The organism is Flagellimonas myxillae, from assembly GCF_023502235.1.
GTDB lineage: Bacteria > Bacteroidota > Bacteroidia > Flavobacteriales > Flavobacteriaceae > Flagellimonas > Flagellimonas myxillae.
The window spans coordinates 435,403-451,260 of record NZ_JAMFLY010000001.1; the positions used below are offsets into that span (position 1 = coordinate 435,403).

Below are 15,858 nucleotides of genomic sequence, written 5' to 3' on the forward strand. Positions count from 1 at the left end.
ATTTTTATTCATAATAAGTCTAAATTAATATATTTGCGGTATGAAATCCGCCACTCCATACACCTTGCTGCTGGCAATGCTTTTGCTTCTGGGGTTTACCGCTCCCAAGACCGTGCATAAAAAGGTGGTTAAGGAAGTAGAAAAGACTTTTGCGGTTGAAGGGGTTGCTTTTAACCCCTTTGTTGTTTCCAATGAATTAAATCAAGAATTGCCCACCAAAATTTCTGGAGAAAACTTTTTTAAGATCCACGTCCAGGACTCACTTTTGGGTTATGCCTTTGTTGACCAAGCTCCCAGTAAAACAGCCAAATTTGATTACTTGGTAGTTTTTGATGGGGAATTAAAAGTGGTGAATTCCAAGGTCCTTATTTATAGGGAGGAATACGGTGGTGAAATTGGAAGCAAAAGGTGGTTGAAACAGTTCCTTGGAAAAACGGGCAATGACCGTGTAAGTATCGATTCAAATATTGATGCCATTTCGGGCGCCACTATTTCCGTGAGATCTATGACCAAATCCATGGACAATTTGCTCCAAACCATCGGAATTCTTCAAAAAAATGGACAGTTGTAATGGATTACAACGGCCTTCTGGGATCCTTTCCAAGAGAAATTAGATTGTTTGTCGCTGCCTTTGTGGTAGTCTTATCCATTGGATTTTTTACAGGACTTTTGTTTGTAAAGCAGACCGAATCCATAACACCGGCAGGAGTGGAGGAAAATTATCTGGGTAACGAGGAGAACGAAGCTGCAGAGATCATGAAATTCAAAAAAGGGGAAAGGGAGATGTTGACAATCGTTCATACCCATATACTTTCCATGGCCTTTATCTTTCTTTTGCTTGGCGGGCTGGTGTGGATCACCAAATTTCCAAAGAACTGGAAGTTGTTTTTGACCATCGAACCCTTTTTCTCGGCAGTGCTCACTTTTGGGGGTATTTATCTGATGTGGATGGGGATATTATGGATGAAGTACGTTGTAATATTTTCTGGGATTCTAATGACGGTGACCTTTACCTTTTCTGCGGGTCTCGTTTTGAAGCAGTCCCTTTTTCCAGCAAAACGTTAGAGGAAGAAGACTGTGCGAAAGGTATCATTCCCCAATAACCAAAATTCAATCGAGGTTTAGTTTTCAATAAATTTGTAGGCAATGTCTTTTGCAGCCAAGAATTTTAGGCCTTGTTTTTTGATTTTCAGCAGCCCCTTAAGTTCATCAACCTCCCTGCCGTCCAATAGAATCACAAAGCACTTGTTTCCAACAGAAATGGGAACCTTTCTATGGGTCGGGGCATAAGCTATGGTCTTTTCCCAGTAGTTTACGTCCAGTTCGCATAGGTGTTTTCGGAATGCCTCCAATTCCCACTCATAAAACTCAAAACACAGATTATTGAATACAAGTTGAAAGAGTTTGCTGTGGTTACAAAAGGTTAAAATCCCATTTTTACTCTGTTGTAATACTTTTATGGAGGGGCACATAGTAGCGATATTTATTTCCTTCAAAAATACATTATTTAAAATAAGTCTAAATAAAAATAATATTAAAATGTTAAGGTAGTTTTCAAAAAGTAGGGTTGAATTAAAATATGGTATATTTGCACGCAATTAATCCGTAATTGCAATGGAAGCCCACCTAAACAAAATTGTTGGCGAAGGATTGACATACGACGATGTTCTCCTTGTGCCTGGATATTCCGAAGTTCTCCCGAGGGAAGTCAACATCCAAACCAAGTTTACACGAAACATTACCATTAATGTTCCCATCGTTTCCGCTGCGATGGACACTGTTACCGAATCCCAAATGGCCATTGCAATGGCCCAGGAAGGTGGTATTGGTGTGCTGCACAAAAATATGACCATAGAACAACAGGCCATTAAAGTGCGCAAGGTTAAAAGGGCAGAAAGTGGGATGATCATGGATCCGGTTACCCTTCCTTTGGAATCTGTGGTCCTCGATGCCAAGGCCAATATGAAAGAACATAGTATTGGCGGTATTCCCATTGTGGACGACAATAAAAAACTATTGGGGATTGTAACCAATCGTGACCTTCGTTTTGAAAAAAACAACCAGCGTCCCATTTCAGAGGTGATGACTTCCGAAAATTTGGTGACCGTAGGGGAGGGCACCTCCTTGACCGAAGCTGAGGTAATTCTTCAAAAAAATAAGATTGAGAAGCTCCCAGTGGTAGACGGGAACAATGTTTTGGTAGGCCTCATTACATTTCGGGACATTACCAAACTAACCCAAAAACCCAGTGCCAACAAAGATGAATATGGCCGCCTGCGGGTTGCAGCTGCCATTGGCGTTACACCCGATGCGGTGGATAGGGCAGGAGCCTTGGTCAATGCAGGGGTAGATGCCATCGTGATAGATACTGCCCATGGCCATACCAAAGGTGTGGTTGGTATCCTAAAGGAAGTAAAAAGGGCATTTCCAAAGTTGGAAGTGGTGGTAGGTAACATTGCCACTGCCGAGGCCGCAAAATATTTGGTGGAAGCCGGGGCCGATGCCGTTAAGGTAGGGATTGGACCAGGATCCATTTGTACCACCCGCGTAGTAGCAGGTGTTGGGTTCCCACAGTTTTCCGCAGTTCTAGAAGTTGCTGCTGCCATTAAGGGAACCGGGGTGCCGGTTATTGCCGATGGTGGTATTCGATATACAGGGGATATCCCCAAAGCGATTGCCGCAGGGGCCGATACCGTTATGTTGGGATCTTTGCTTGCAGGTACCAAGGAATCTCCAGGAGAGACCATTATCTATGAGGGGCGTAAGTTTAAGTCTTACAGGGGAATGGGCTCGGTGGAAGCCATGAAAGAAGGTAGCAAGGATCGCTACTTCCAAGATGTTGAGGACGACATTAAGAAATTGGTTCCTGAAGGAATCGTAGGTCGAGTACCATATAAGGGTGACCTCTATGAAAGTATGCACCAGTTTATTGGAGGCTTACGGGCCGGAATGGGATATTGTGGTGCTAAGGATATCGAAACCTTAAAGGAAAACGGACGTTTTGTGAAGATTACCTTTAGTGGTATCAACGAAAGTCACCCACACGATGTAACCATTACCAAAGAGAGTCCGAATTATAGCAGATAGAGGAAATTTGCAAATTCGGAAATGTGCCAATAGCTACTAATTGCACACGTCCTTTGCGCCTTCTGGTAATTCCGGACTAAAAACTAGGGTTTTTCAGGATTTATTTGGTCCCGGCATAAGCTTGCCAGTCCTTGTCCTTGTAGATGTCATCACCAAAGTAACGGGCGATTTGAAGAAAAGGCTTTGCCTTTTGGTAGCCGGGTACCGGGGAAAGCATATTTAGCTTTTCATCTAAAAATACTACGGTAGGATAGCTCATTTTTCCTTGAAGCAATGCTGCGGCAAATTCATGGTATCCGCGCCTGCCAGATGGAACATACTTAAAGGTGTTCCCCTTGAATTCAATAGGGTCTTTGCCTTCGGCATCCAACTTTACCATATAAAAATTATCGGCCATATAGGCGGCAACCTCAGGGTTTTGGAAGGTATCCTTATCCATTTTTTTGCACCAACCGCACCAATCGGTGTAAACATCAACAAATATCTTCTTGGGTTGCGCATCGGTCTGGGACAATTGCACGGCCTCGTCCCAACTGATCCATTTTACATTTTGGGCATGGGATTGAAATCCAAACAATAACGAGAGAAGCAAGAAAGTCCGGGTTAAGTAGGTGAAAACAACACGCATCATTCCTAATTTTTTTGGGTTTGGTCTTGCGACCGTAACAAAACTAACGAAAATTATGCCAAAATAGTGTTAACCAAATGTTTCCAGCAGTAGGATGAGCACCCCCATTAGAAGGCATAAAGGGGAATAATACTTCGTATCTAGGATTGAAAATTTACTGTTTTTGGCTGTTTTAAAAAACCCAACATACTTAAAGTCGCCAAACGCCCTAATAATAAATACGAGAGCGATACCTATTGAAACATACCGTAACCAAGGGTGACTTATATAGCCAATAACTTTGTTGATATAAACAAAAGCAAAGCCCAGCAAAATTACTCCCACGAACACAGCCATAATTTTACCCGGGGTTTTTACCGTTTTGCTCTCTATTTGCGTGGGAAGCACGGCAGCGGGATCTTTGATTCCAAATATTGACCAATAAAAATGTAAAACCGCTAAGGAAATAAGAACAACGGACAACATTATGGCCAAAACATCCATAGATTTTATTTGAGGACTTCAGCTTTTGGGGTTTCGAACAAGTCCTTGATATCCACTTGATTTCTTAGGATATCATCAAAAGTCTCACGCTCCCTGATCAAATGGGCTTTCCCCTTGTGCCAAAGCACCTCTGCGGGTCTAAAACGTGAGTTGTAATTGCTGGACATGGTAAAACAATAGGCTCCGGCATTTTTGAAGCAAAGAATGTCCCCTTCCGAGATTTCATTGATTCTTCGATTGCTGCCAAAAGTGTCTGTTTCACAAATATAGCCAACTACGGAATAATAGCGCTCCTTACCCTTTGGGTTGGAAATATTACTGATTTCGTGCGCGGAACCATATAACATGGGTCTAATCAAATGATTGAATCCAGAATCCACACTGGCAAAAACGGTAGATGTGGTCTGCTTAACCACATTTACCTTGGCTAGGAAGTACCCAGCCTCACTAACCAAAAATTTTCCAGGTTCAAAGGCCAATGTGAGTTCCTTGCCATATTCTTCGCAAAATTGATTGAAACGGGTGGTCAATTTTTTGCCCAGCTCCTCAATATTGGTTTCAATATCCCCAGCTTTATAAGGGACCTTAAATCCGCTTCCAAAATCGATAAACTCCAAATTTTTAAAGTTTTTTGCGGTCTCGAAAAGAATCTCGGAGGCGTATAGGAACACGTCAATATCCAAAATATCACTTCCCGTATGCATGTGGATTCCGTTGATATTCATTTTGGTGAGATCCACAATGCGCAACAAATGTGGAATCTGGTGGATGCTGATGCCGAACTTCGAATCGATATGTCCCACCGATATTTTGGAATTCCCACCTGCCATCACGTGTGGGTTAATTCGGATGCAAACAGGCACATCTGGGTGCTTGCTGCCAAATTGTTCCAGAATGGAAAGGTTGTCTATATTAATTTGTACGCCAAGGGCAGAGGCCTCCTCTATTTCTTCCAAGGACACGCCGTTAGGAGTGAAGATGATGGATTCAGGTTTGAAACCGGCCATCAGTCCCAATTTAACTTCTTGGATGGAAACCGTATCAAGTCCGCTGCCGAGGTTGTTCAGTAACCTAAGGATGGAAATATTCGAAAGGGCCTTGGCGGCATAGTTCAATCGAAGGCTTCCCACACCCTTAAAGGCATTGGTCAGTCGTTGGTATTGCGATTCAATTTTTTCGGCATCATATACATAAACGGGTGCACCATGTTGCCGAGCGATCTTGAGTAAATTCTGGGCGTTCATATTCAAATTAGTCTTTCAAACAAATCTATGGGTTGCGGAATAGTTGACCAAGAATATAAGTCTAAATCAAATAAATATAACATTTTGTTTGAAAAATAACACATATTAAAAAAAGGGCTTGCGGCTTTACCCTCCACATTGTACATTTAATACAAATTCGCAGCATGAAATTACCCCTTTTTCCCTTGCAGTCGGTCTTTTTTCCGGGTGAAACCGTACCGCTGCACATATTTGAGGAACGTTATAAACAATTGATCAATGATTGCCGTAAGGAAGCGGTGACTTTTGGGATTCCTGTTTTTATAGACAATTCCATTGCCTTTGGCACCGAGGTGCAGCTCGTAGAGGTGGTTACCACCTATGACAATGGGGAAATGGATGTGGTTTGTGTTGCTAGGCAGGTTTTTAGGGTATTGACCTTTGAGCAGCAACTGGAAGGGAAGTTGTATGCAGGGGGTGAGGTCGAGTTTTTGGATATGGAATACGGCACGGATAAAGCATTGAGGGAAGAGGTGTTGTCCAAGCTCGAATCCCTCTATAATTTGATGGAGGTTCCGTTCACAAAAGTGGCGTCAAAACAGTTTAACAGCTTTTCCTTGGCGCACAAAATGGGCCTCTCTTTTGAACAGGAGTACGAGTTGCTTCAAATCTCAAAGGAAATAGACCGGCTTATGTTTATCAGGGAACATTTGGACTCAACAATAACCGTACTCGAAGAAGTGAATAGGACCAAGTCCCTTATCGAGATGAACGGGCATTTCAAAAACTTTGACCCCTTGGACTTCAAGAACTTTAAGACTTAAGACACAAGCTCCAAATTCCAATATCCAAATTCCAAGCATCTAGCATCCAACATCCAACATTCCATTTTCAATTTTCAATTTTCAATAACCAATAACCAATAACCAATTTCCAAATCCCAAATCCCAAATCCCAAATTCCAAATTCCAAATATCCAGCCACCAACATCAAGCGTCCAACACCTATCACCCAGCATTCGACTTTCCACTTTCCATTTTCCATTTTCCATTTTCAACTTTCAATAACCAATAACCAATAACCAATAACCAATAACCAATACCCAATTTCCAAATCCCAAATCCCAAATCCCAAATTCCAAATATCCAGCCACCAACATCAAGCGTCCAACACCTATCACCTAGCATTCGACTTTCCATTTTCCATTTTCCATTTTCAACTTTCAATAACCAATAACCAATAACCAATAACCAATAACCAATACCCAATTTCCAAATCCTAAACTTCCAGCATCCAGCATCCAGCATCCAGCATCCAGCACCCAACATCCAACCCCTTCCATGAGCCCCAAATACGACACATAAATACAGCTGCGCCAACATTTGGCTGTTTTAATTCTTTTTAGCCTTCAATTTGTCGATGGTGTTTTCTATTTTTGTCCGCAAATCAAAGTCAATTCACAGATGAATCTTCACGAATATCAAGGGAAAGAAATTTTAGCCAGCTTCGGCGTAAGAATACAACGTGGTATCGTTGCCCGCAATGCAAAGGAGGCGGTGGATGCTGCCAAGCAACTCACACAGGAAACCGGAACGGGATGGCACGTGATCAAGGCGCAGGTACATGCAGGAGGTAGAGGTAAAGGCGGGGGTGTAAAACTGGCCAAAAACCTTAAAGAGGTCGAGGAATTGGCAGGGGACATCATTGGAATGAACCTGATAACCCCACAGACTTCTGCTGAAGGGAAAAAGGTACATCAGGTATTGATTGCCGAGGATGTTTACTATCCAGGGGATAGCGAGACCAGCGAATTCTATATGTCCGTTCTTTTGAACAGGGGATCGGGAAGAAATATGATCATGTACTCCACGGAAGGTGGGATGGATATTGAGGAAGTAGCCGAAAAGACCCCTCACCTCATATTTACTGAAGAAATTGATCCAGCGGTTGGTTTGATGCCTTTCCAAGCCCGAAAAATTGCTTTCAACCTTGGACTCTCCGGAGCGGCATTCAAGGATATGGTCAAATTTGTTTCCGCGTTGTACAGAGCTTACCAAGAAAGTGATGCAAGTTTGTTCGAGATCAATCCGGTGTTGAAAACATCCGACGATAAAATCATGGCAGTGGATGCCAAGGTTTCTATTGACGACAATGCCCTATATCGTAGAAAAACATATGCCGAGATGCGAGACCTTAGGGAAGAGAACCCTATTGAGGTGGAAGCACGCGAGGTTGGATTGAATTATGTGGATTTGGATGGCAACGTTGGCTGTATGGTAAACGGTGCTGGATTGGCTATGGCGACTATGGATTTGATCAAAATGGCAGGGGGAGAGCCCGCCAACTTTTTGGATGTTGGAGGAACTGCCGATGCCAAAAGGGTAGAGGAAGCTTTCCGGATTATCTTGAAAGACCCCAATGTAAAAGCAATTCTGATCAATATTTTCGGTGGAATCGTACGTTGTGATAGAGTGGCGCAAGGCGTTGTGGATGCTTACAAGAACATGGGCGATGCCATTAAGGTGCCGATTATTGTAAGACTTCAAGGTACCAATGCCGAGTTGGCCAAGGAAATTATCGATAACTCCGGTTTGGCGGTTCATTCAGCTGTGCAGTTTCAAGAAGCTGCTGATAAAGTAAAGGAAGTATTAGGGTAATATCCTTTCTATAAAGTATACCTAAAGGGTGTCGTTTGTAACGATGCCCTTTTTTTGTACCCTTTGGATATTAAAGTTGACAAATCCATTTTAACATAGTTAATTTAAGGGATATAGGCACTAAAACCATGGGTTTGACAGTTATCTACTAGGGACCAACCCTTAAATCGAAACCATGGGAACCTACCAAGAGAAACTGAGTATTCTTTCGGAGATGATTGCCTTTGCACGGGTAGATTATTCTTTGAAGGATTCCGAGTACCAGTTTTTACTTGGGGTGGCATCCCATTTGGGCATCGATAAAAAAACCTTCGATGGTCTGCTCAACGAGAAAACCAAAAAGGTGATTCTAAAGTCGCAAGCTGAGCGGATAGTACAGTTCCACAGACTGCTTTTGCTTATGAACATTGACCAAGAGCAGCATCAGAAAGAAATTAGGACCCTTCACAACATTGGTCTGGCTATGGGTCTTCCACCTTCTGCAATCGGACAGGTTCTGGAGATCATGTATCAATATCCCAACAAGGTGGTTCCCGTAGATGTGCTCATCAATATCTTCAAGGCGCATTACAACTAGCGACATATTGACAGTGTAATTTGTTAATAAAATGTCAAAATGACATATAAATACTGTTGGTATAGCATTTGACTATGCTAAGGTGATTTAGAAGTTTAATAAAAAATTGAATCACCATGAGTATAGTAAAAAGAAATAATCTGTTTTTTCCTTCCCTAATGAATGACTTTCTAAAACCTGATTGGTTTGGGGGAACGGAAAACTGGAATTCCAATCTTCCCGCTGTAAACATAAAAGACAATGTTGAGGGATTTGAGTTGGAACTTGCGGTTCCCGGAGGAAAAAAAGAGGACTTTAAAGTGGAGGTGGATAACGATATACTCACCATTTCCAACGAAGTAAAGTCTGAAAACAAGGAAGACATAGGCAATTATACCCGTAGGGAATTTGCTTATTCCTCATTTCAAAGGGCATTTACCCTTCCAGAAACTGTTGACGGTACCAAAATCGACGCAAAATATGAGGATGGTATCCTTCGCTTGACCTTGCCGAAAAAGGAGGAGGCTTTGCCTGCACCCAAGCGTTCGATTTCTATTGGATAAGGAAAAAAAATTTTTGAGAACACCAACTTTGGTGTTTCATGATGCCTGCCTATCAGGCAGGATTGGTTTAGTTGGTTAGTTTGTTGGCGCGTTCCTGCACTTCTACGCAGGGGCGCGCTTTCTTTTAGTCCTGTTCCTGCAGTGTTTTTATCTCATCCCTAAGCTTGGCAGCTTCCATAAAGTTGAGCTCCTTGGCAGCTTTCTCCATAGCTTTTCGCTTTTCCCGAATCAACTTTTCTTTTTGATCTTGGGTCAAATATTCCAAATCGGGTTCTGCGGCACGTAACTCCTCTTTCTGGAAATGGTATGTCGAAACTGAATTTTTGGCCAGCGCGTTATCCAGATTTTTGTTAAGGGCCTTGGGAGTAATATTGTTCTCCCGGTTGTATTCTATTTGTTTCTCCCGGCGGTAATTGGTCTCATCAATAGTTTTTTGCATGCTCTCCGTAATGGTATCCGCATACATAATAGCTTTTCCGTTAAGGTTACGGGCGGCTCTTCCAACGGTTTGGGTCAGAGATCGGTTGCTGCGCAGAAACCCCTCTTTATCTGCATCTAGGATTGCGACCAAGGACACTTCGGGGAGATCCAATCCTTCCCGCAACAAATTCACCCCGATCAACACATCAAAAAGCCCTTTTCGTAAATCTTGCATGATTTCCACTCGTTCCAAGGTATCCACATCGCTGTGGATGTATCGACAACGTACATCGATACGTGCAAGATATTTAGCCAATTCTTCTGCCATGCGCTTGGTCAGCGTCGTCACCAACGTACGTTCGTCCAGTTCCACCCTTTGTTGGATTTCCTCCACCAGATCATCTATTTGGTTCATACTGGGCTTTACCTCAATAATGGGGTCCAATAAGCCTGTAGGTCTGATCACTTGCTCCACATATACACCTTGACTCAATTGGAGCTCATAGTCGGCAGGGGTTGCACTTACATAGATTGCCTGGTTCTGCAGGGCTTCAAACTCTTCAAACTTTAGGGGCCTGTTGTCAAGTGCAGCCGGAAGGCGAAACCCATAATCCACAAGATTCTCTTTTCGGGAACGGTCGCCCCCGTACATGGCATGCACCTGTGGAATGGTTACATGGCTTTCATCAATAATCATCAAATAATCATCAGGAAAATAGTCCAACAAGCAGAAAGGCCTGGTGCCGGGCTCCCTGCCATCCAAATACCTCGAATAGTTTTCAATTCCGGAGCAATACCCAAGTTCCCGAATCATTTCCAAATCAAAATTGGTACGTTCCTCCAAGCGTTTTGCTTCCAAGGGTCTTCCTATTTCCTTGAAATAATCCAGTTGTTTTACCAAATCATCCTGGATCAAACGGATGGCATTTTGAAGTATATCCGGTGACGTCACGAACATATTGGCCGGATAAATGTTCAGGGAGTCGTAGATCTCAATCACCTTGTTGTTAAAAGGGTCCAAAGCCTCGATTTCCTCAATTTCATCCCCAAAAAAATGAATTCGGAAAGCATGGTCGGCATATCCGGGGAACACGTCCACAACATCCCCTTTAACCCTAAAATTCCCGTTTCTGAAATCTGCGGTAGTCCTGGAATAAAGACTTTGAACAAGTTGCTTTAAGAATTTGGTCCTGGAGATGACTTGGTCCCTATGTATGGAAATCACGTTTTTCTGAAACTCCACCGGATTACCAATTCCATACAGGCATGAAACCGAAGCCACCACAAGAACGTCCCTTCGGCCAGAGAGCAAGGATGATGTGGCGCTCAATCGCAATTTTTCAATATCCTCATTGATGCTAAGGTCCTTTTCTATATAAAGCCCACTGGTTGGGATATAGGCTTCCGGTTGGTAATAATCGTAATACGATACGAAGTATTCCACCGCGTTATTCGGAAAAAACTGCTTGAACTCTGAATACAATTGGGCCGCCAAGGTCTTATTATGGGCGAGGACCAAGGTAGGTCGTTGCACCCGCTCCACCACGTTGGCAACCGTAAAGGTCTTACCCGAACCCGTTACTCCCAATAGGGTTTGATGGGGCTCTCCCTCTTCAATTCCGGTTACCAATTGCTGAATGGCCTCGGGCTGATCCCCGGTGGGATCAAATTCGGATACGACTTGAAACTTCATGCTGTAAAAATACTAAAGGCAAGGGGGAATGGGAAGAATCGCGGCGCTATCTTTTCAATGAAAAATGCCCCTTTACTTCCCGATTTAAATCATCAATGGCAGAGAACCAATATTCTCCTGCCGGAAGGGGTCTCCCGCCATAATTTCCGTCCCAACCCAACGAATTTTGGGTTATCACGGAAAGCAGCCTTCCAAACCTATCAAAAATACGAATATCCCGAAGTACAATCTGACCTCCTTCGACTGGTTGGATAAATTGCCAAAAATCATTGATGTTGTCTCCATTTGGAGTAAAGAATTTGGGAAATCCTTCCACCGTTAAATCCTGTTCAAACGGTTCGCTTACGGTACCACAGCCATTTTTGTCCCGTACATAGAAAACATGGCTTCCTGGAGGAACCGCATTGAATCGGTTGCTGTCTTGGAACGGGCCGTTGGGGTCGTCAATGGCATATTCGTAATCCCCGCCTCCGGATGCACTCACGGTTACATCAAATCCCAAGGCGGTATCCACCGCCGACACCCCATCGATAGTTGCAATCTCTGACGAAACAACTTCAAAAACCGTTGAGTTTGGACATTCAAGGATGGCTCCGGACTGGGAAATGATGTTGTAGGCCATATACCGATAGCGTCCATTTTCGCTGAGCGTTACCTCGTTGGAATTGGAAATCATCACCTCATTGTCAAAATCGTCAATTTGAAACCACCGGTACCCATCAGCAATATCTGGGGCGGTAACTGTTTTTGGGGAATCATTCTCGCAAAATGAAAGCGTCGCTGGAAAATTCACTTCTGGGCTGAAGGTGACAAAATCCCCAGTTCTTGGATCCAGGTAAGGCCCGCAGCCCAAGAGTGTCGAAAAACTTTCTTGTCCGCAACCGATGGCTTCCCCTGCCGTATTGAAAGGAACTATGGTTATAAAAAATGTCTTGTTCGGTTCAAAATTGAGTACAAAAGTTGAATTGGTATTGAAAGCGGTATTATCCAAAATATCGGTACCGTCGGGCGTGGTACCAATTGTAACGCGATATCCCGTTGCCCCGGGAACGGGAAGCCATTCCAAAAATGGGGTCAAGGGTACATTGACCTCACCATTAAATGGTGTTACCATGGTGGTGCAACCCGGAAGTGGGGCCAAAATACCGGTTGTAAAGCTAATTTCTGAACAACCCATGGCATTTCCTACGCCATTATAGGGTGTCACCGTTGTGTAGATCACCGTACTTGCCGGTAACTCCCCAGGAGGGTTGAACAGCAGTGTATTCCCAACATCTGTGGGGGCAACAATATCCGTTAAACCGGGTCCTGTACCCATGGAAACTGTATAGCCGGTGGCCCTGGGAGCATAAAACCAGGAAATATTGGAAAAAACGCTAACATCTGTACTGCCGTCCACAGGAGTACGGAAGGAGACGCAATCTGGAACGGTGGTAACATTTTCGGTGGTAAAGGATTGACTGCTACAAACAATATCATCTCCCCCTTGAAATAAAAAATCCAAGATTATGGTCACATAAATGGTTGTGTTTGCTGGTAGCCCCAAGGGGGGGGTATAGGTAGTAGCGCTGCCCACGGAACTATCCGTGATCTCACTTCCACCGGGTGTGGTGCCCAATCTGATCCTGTATCCGGGCACACCGTCCGAAGCGGCCCATGTGATAGCGGCATCGACGGCAACGCCCGTAGCCCCATTGACAGGACTCAACAGGTTAGGGCATTCCTGACCGATTCCATAGACGGAGCAGCCAAAAACAAGACCAAACAGCAATTTTTTTAACATTCAATAGCAATTATCCCGTTAAGTTAGTCTTTTTACCAACATCACGGGTTTATCGTTTTAGGGTGAAATGCCCTCTATAAATCCTTTCATCCTCCAAATTCACTTTAAACCAATAATCGGAAGCCGGTAATTCATTGTTGTTGAAAGTACCGTTCCAACCGTTGGTCTTTGGGCTAATCAACGCCATTAGTTTTCCATACCGGTTGTATATGGAAATCAGACTATTGGCTTGGTATTCTTCATTGATTCCGATGAGTTGCCAAGTATCGTTGATATTGTCCCCGTTGGGAGTGAAAAATTTTGGATAGCCAATAACCGTGGTTTTTTGCTTGGTGATCCCGCAACCATTTTTGTCCCGGACACTAAGGGTCAAAAACCCAGGATCAACATTCTCAAACAATGCCGAATCTTGATAGTTGATGCCATCCAAAGAAAATTCATAATCCCCATCTCCGGAAACTAATACCTCCACCATATTGTTGTCGGCTAGGTCGGTGACGTCAATATCTTCTATAAAAGCCTTGTTCGAAGGAAGAACTTCAAAATCCACAGCATTATAACACTCAAAAACCCCGGCATTTGTGGAATAGTGGTAACCAACCTCCAAGGAATAGGTGCCCAAGGAAGCGATAGTTATATCTTGTTGCGTACTGATGGGTTCCAGATTAGACCCTTGTTTTCGAAACCATTGATAGCTGTCAAATCCGTCCGGGGCCCGTATGGGTAAAGGAGGTCCATCTGTGCACCATAAAATCTCTTCTTCAAAAATTAAGCGGGGGGTAGGGTTGACCACCAGGTTAAGCCAGTCAATATCTTGGCATTCATTCCCACTCTCCAAACGGGCAAAGATGGTGGTTGCTTCTGATAAATAGTTGCCCGAAATAGGGTTTTGTTCAAGGATGGCATCATCAACCGTAGCGTAAAACGCCATATCGTCATTGGGATATTCCAAGGCGCGGATTTGGTCCAAATTGAACATTCCTGCAAGCAAAGTGTCTTCCGGGTCTACTTCACATTCATAAAACGTCTTTTCATCGCTGGGGTCCAAGACAACCGTCTGGATTTCCAGTTGCAACTCCCCGGAATTGGCACATCCGTTGGAATCAACAATTTCGTAATAAATGGTCTGGTTAAACGGTGTTGTATTGAGAAACCCTATAGGGTTAGATATTGCATTTCCAGCGTTGAGATCGGATAAGGTTTCGTAAAATGAATACGAATAAGCATCATCCACAATGGCTTCTTCCAAATTGAAGGCCGTTAAACCATCTGCTGGTCCGTTCAAGACCACATCGCATTGCACAAGGTTCAAAACTGGTGTTTGGGGCAAAGGATTTACGGCAATAAAGGCCTCGCCAACTATGGGACATTCACTTGCGTCATTGGGAACGATGCTAAGGCTATATCTTCCAGCATCCGTTAGGTCTGCATTGCTAATGGTCAGAGTATTACCGGTATTGGCGATGGGGTTGCCATCTTTTTCCCATTCGTAGGTTGCGTTGGGAATTACATCAGCCTCAAACGAAAACTCCTCACCTTGACAAATTTCCCCGGAAGTACTTTCTGTACCATCGCTGTTTTTAATGATGGCCACGCGATCAAAATACGATTGGATAAAGGGAGGAAGGCCCTGAGTGGCACTTCCGGAGCCCAAGAAAACTGCATTGTGGTTGTAATTGGCGGCGTCTCCAAGCTCATTGGGGCTTTCAATAACACCCAAATACGAGGTGCCGCGTACGTAGTTTTCTGCTATGGTCCGATATATTTTTCCGTTTTGAGCCAACTGTAGAGCGCCTCTGTATATGGGTCTTCTGTCAATCTCTATTTCTGAGGCAGCTACATTTGGAGCTGTTAGGTCAAATTGCAGCAAAGAGGAAGAATGGCCCGTTTCGTCTATAGCAGGTTGATTGTTGGAGGTATGGACATATAAAAACCTTTGGTTGGGTGAAAACTCTAGACCATATGGCACCTTGTTGGGCGCGGTAATCGGAACCTGTGATTGGTTGGATACCATCCCGGTGGTATTGTCAAAGTCGTACAACTGAAGTCCAAAGGCCATATTGGCACTGGCCAACTTCTTTCCATCTGCAGAGAATTTGAGATATCCCCTTGGATCTAGAATCTCCAGGCCTGGAAAGGTCGATTTAACGGAAGTGGTATTGACTCCTGCCGTGCTAACCTCAAAGGCGTGGTAGGTATTGAAAGGTCCTTCGCTGCCATCCTGGGATCCCAAGGTCACTACCCATATGGATTCTTCGGAGCAGTTTTTTATCACGGCCGTTATTTTTTCTGAGCAATCGGATAAAAGATTGACGTTTCTTTGGGTGATACCGCCATTGCCACCATTTAAGGTCATGTCCACTACAGAATAGCTAAGACCGCGATCTGGGTCACCTTCAAAAGTTGAGGTATCCACCGTGAAAATATAAAGGATGTTCGGGTCTTGGGGTTTTTGCACCACAATGGCAGATTGCGTACTGGAGGGGTCGCCATACAACCCACTGCCTCCTTGCATTACGTTATGGGTACGGTCATAAACGGTAATCCCGTCGGTATATAGCAAGAGATTACCGATACCATCCGAAATGGAAGCACAACCTTCAAAAGTGTTGATGCGGCCCCCAGATAATGAAGACACCGTACCATCGTTGTTAAAGGTTATTCCCGCCCCGTTACCAAAAAACCAATTGGAGGTCTCCCCTTGGGCATAGGTTGCCAAGGAACCCATAAAGAATAGCAAAACTTTTAGGTATCTATATAGCATT

At 43.8% G+C, this 15,858-nt stretch carries 15 protein-coding genes; 7 read left to right on the top strand and 8 right to left on the bottom strand.

What is annotated here, in order from left to right:
• The first annotated feature begins 40 nt into the window (after positions 1-40).
• Both M3P07_RS02095 and M3P07_RS02100 read left to right on the top strand, forming a co-directional pair.
• Entirely contained in the window at positions 41-571 is a 531-nt protein-coding gene (locus M3P07_RS02095; protein WP_249968240.1) for an FMN-binding protein, read from the top strand.
• The gene (locus tag M3P07_RS02100) at positions 571-1,065 is read left to right on the top strand and encodes a hypothetical protein (protein WP_249968241.1); all 495 of its coding nucleotides are present in this window, start codon (positions 571-573) and stop codon (positions 1,063-1,065) included. Before M3P07_RS02095 ends, M3P07_RS02100 begins: the two co-directional genes overlap by 1 nt.
• 56 nt (positions 1,066-1,121) lie before the next feature.
• Here M3P07_RS02100 and M3P07_RS02105 read toward each other — a convergent pair whose 3' ends face one another.
• The gene (locus tag M3P07_RS02105) at positions 1,122-1,472 is read right to left on the bottom strand and encodes a DUF6686 family protein (protein WP_249968242.1); all 351 of its coding nucleotides are present in this window, start codon (positions 1,470-1,472) and stop codon (positions 1,122-1,124) included.
• 142 nt (positions 1,473-1,614) lie between these two features.
• On the opposite strand from M3P07_RS02105, the gene guaB reads away from it, so the two are divergent.
• Positions 1,615-3,087 carry an IMP dehydrogenase gene (gene guaB, locus M3P07_RS02110; RefSeq protein WP_249968243.1) on the top strand — a complete coding sequence of 491 codons (1,473 nt, stop codon included), beginning with the start codon at positions 1,615-1,617 and terminating at the stop codon, positions 3,085-3,087.
• Positions 3,088-3,187: 100 nt separating this feature from the next.
• Here guaB and M3P07_RS02115 read toward each other — a convergent pair whose 3' ends face one another.
• From M3P07_RS02115 to lysA, 3 genes are all read right to left on the bottom strand, one after another.
• Positions 3,188-3,715: a thioredoxin family protein gene (locus M3P07_RS02115; RefSeq protein ID WP_249969432.1), complete on the bottom strand. Its 528-nt coding sequence runs from the start codon at positions 3,713-3,715 to the stop codon at positions 3,188-3,190.
• A 69-nt stretch (positions 3,716-3,784) separates the two neighbouring features.
• Positions 3,785-4,198 carry a DUF3995 domain-containing protein gene (locus M3P07_RS02120; protein ID WP_249968244.1) on the bottom strand — a complete coding sequence of 138 codons (414 nt, stop codon included), beginning with the start codon at positions 4,196-4,198 and terminating at the stop codon, positions 3,785-3,787.
• Between the two features lie 5 nt (positions 4,199-4,203).
• Positions 4,204-5,442, bottom strand: coding sequence for a diaminopimelate decarboxylase (lysA, locus tag M3P07_RS02125; protein WP_249968245.1), 1,239 nt, complete (start codon positions 5,440-5,442; stop codon positions 4,204-4,206).
• 164 nt (positions 5,443-5,606) lie between these two features.
• Here lysA and M3P07_RS02130 point away from each other — a divergent pair, with 164 nt between their 5' ends.
• Positions 5,607-6,245, top strand: a complete 639-nt coding sequence (locus M3P07_RS02130) for an LON peptidase substrate-binding domain-containing protein (RefSeq protein WP_249968246.1) — start codon at positions 5,607-5,609, stop codon at positions 6,243-6,245.
• A 183-nt stretch (positions 6,246-6,428) separates the two neighbouring features.
• Here M3P07_RS02130 and M3P07_RS02135 read toward each other — a convergent pair whose 3' ends face one another.
• Positions 6,429-6,803 (bottom strand): hypothetical protein, encoded by a 375-nt coding sequence (locus M3P07_RS02135; RefSeq protein ID WP_249968247.1) that lies wholly within the window; start codon positions 6,801-6,803, stop codon positions 6,429-6,431.
• A gap of 81 nt (positions 6,804-6,884) precedes the next feature.
• Between M3P07_RS02135 and sucC the strand changes: the two genes are divergently transcribed.
• The 3 genes from sucC (at position 6,885) to M3P07_RS02150 (ending at position 9,197) form a co-directional block, all read left to right on the top strand.
• Positions 6,885-8,078, top strand: a complete 1,194-nt coding sequence (sucC, locus tag M3P07_RS02140; protein ID WP_249968248.1) for an ADP-forming succinate--CoA ligase subunit beta — start codon at positions 6,885-6,887, stop codon at positions 8,076-8,078.
• Positions 8,079-8,253: 175 nt separating this feature from the next.
• Positions 8,254-8,655, top strand: a complete 402-nt coding sequence (locus tag M3P07_RS02145) for a TerB family tellurite resistance protein (RefSeq protein WP_249968249.1) — start codon at positions 8,254-8,256, stop codon at positions 8,653-8,655.
• Between the two features lie 116 nt (positions 8,656-8,771).
• On the top strand, positions 8,772-9,197 hold the full coding sequence (locus M3P07_RS02150) for an Hsp20/alpha crystallin family protein (RefSeq protein ID WP_249968250.1): 426 nt from the start codon (positions 8,772-8,774) through the stop codon (positions 9,195-9,197).
• Positions 9,198-9,321: 124 nt separating this feature from the next.
• Here the strand turns inward: M3P07_RS02150 and uvrB are convergent, their stop codons facing one another.
• Genes uvrB through M3P07_RS02165 form a run of 3 tightly spaced genes read right to left on the bottom strand, consistent with a single transcriptional unit; the run spans position 9,322 to position 15,857 of the window.
• The gene (gene uvrB / locus M3P07_RS02155) at positions 9,322-11,310 is read right to left on the bottom strand and encodes an excinuclease ABC subunit UvrB (RefSeq protein ID WP_249968251.1); all 1,989 of its coding nucleotides are present in this window, start codon (positions 11,308-11,310) and stop codon (positions 9,322-9,324) included.
• 46 nt (positions 11,311-11,356) lie between these two features.
• Positions 11,357-13,093, bottom strand: a complete 1,737-nt coding sequence (locus tag M3P07_RS02160) for a T9SS type B sorting domain-containing protein (RefSeq protein WP_249968252.1) — start codon at positions 13,091-13,093, stop codon at positions 11,357-11,359.
• Positions 13,094-13,142: 49 nt separating this feature from the next.
• A complete protein-coding gene (locus M3P07_RS02165) occupies positions 13,143-15,857 on the bottom strand; it encodes a T9SS type B sorting domain-containing protein (protein ID WP_249968253.1) in 2,715 nt (904 codons plus the stop codon).
• Between the last annotated feature and the right edge of the window lies 1 nt (position 15,858).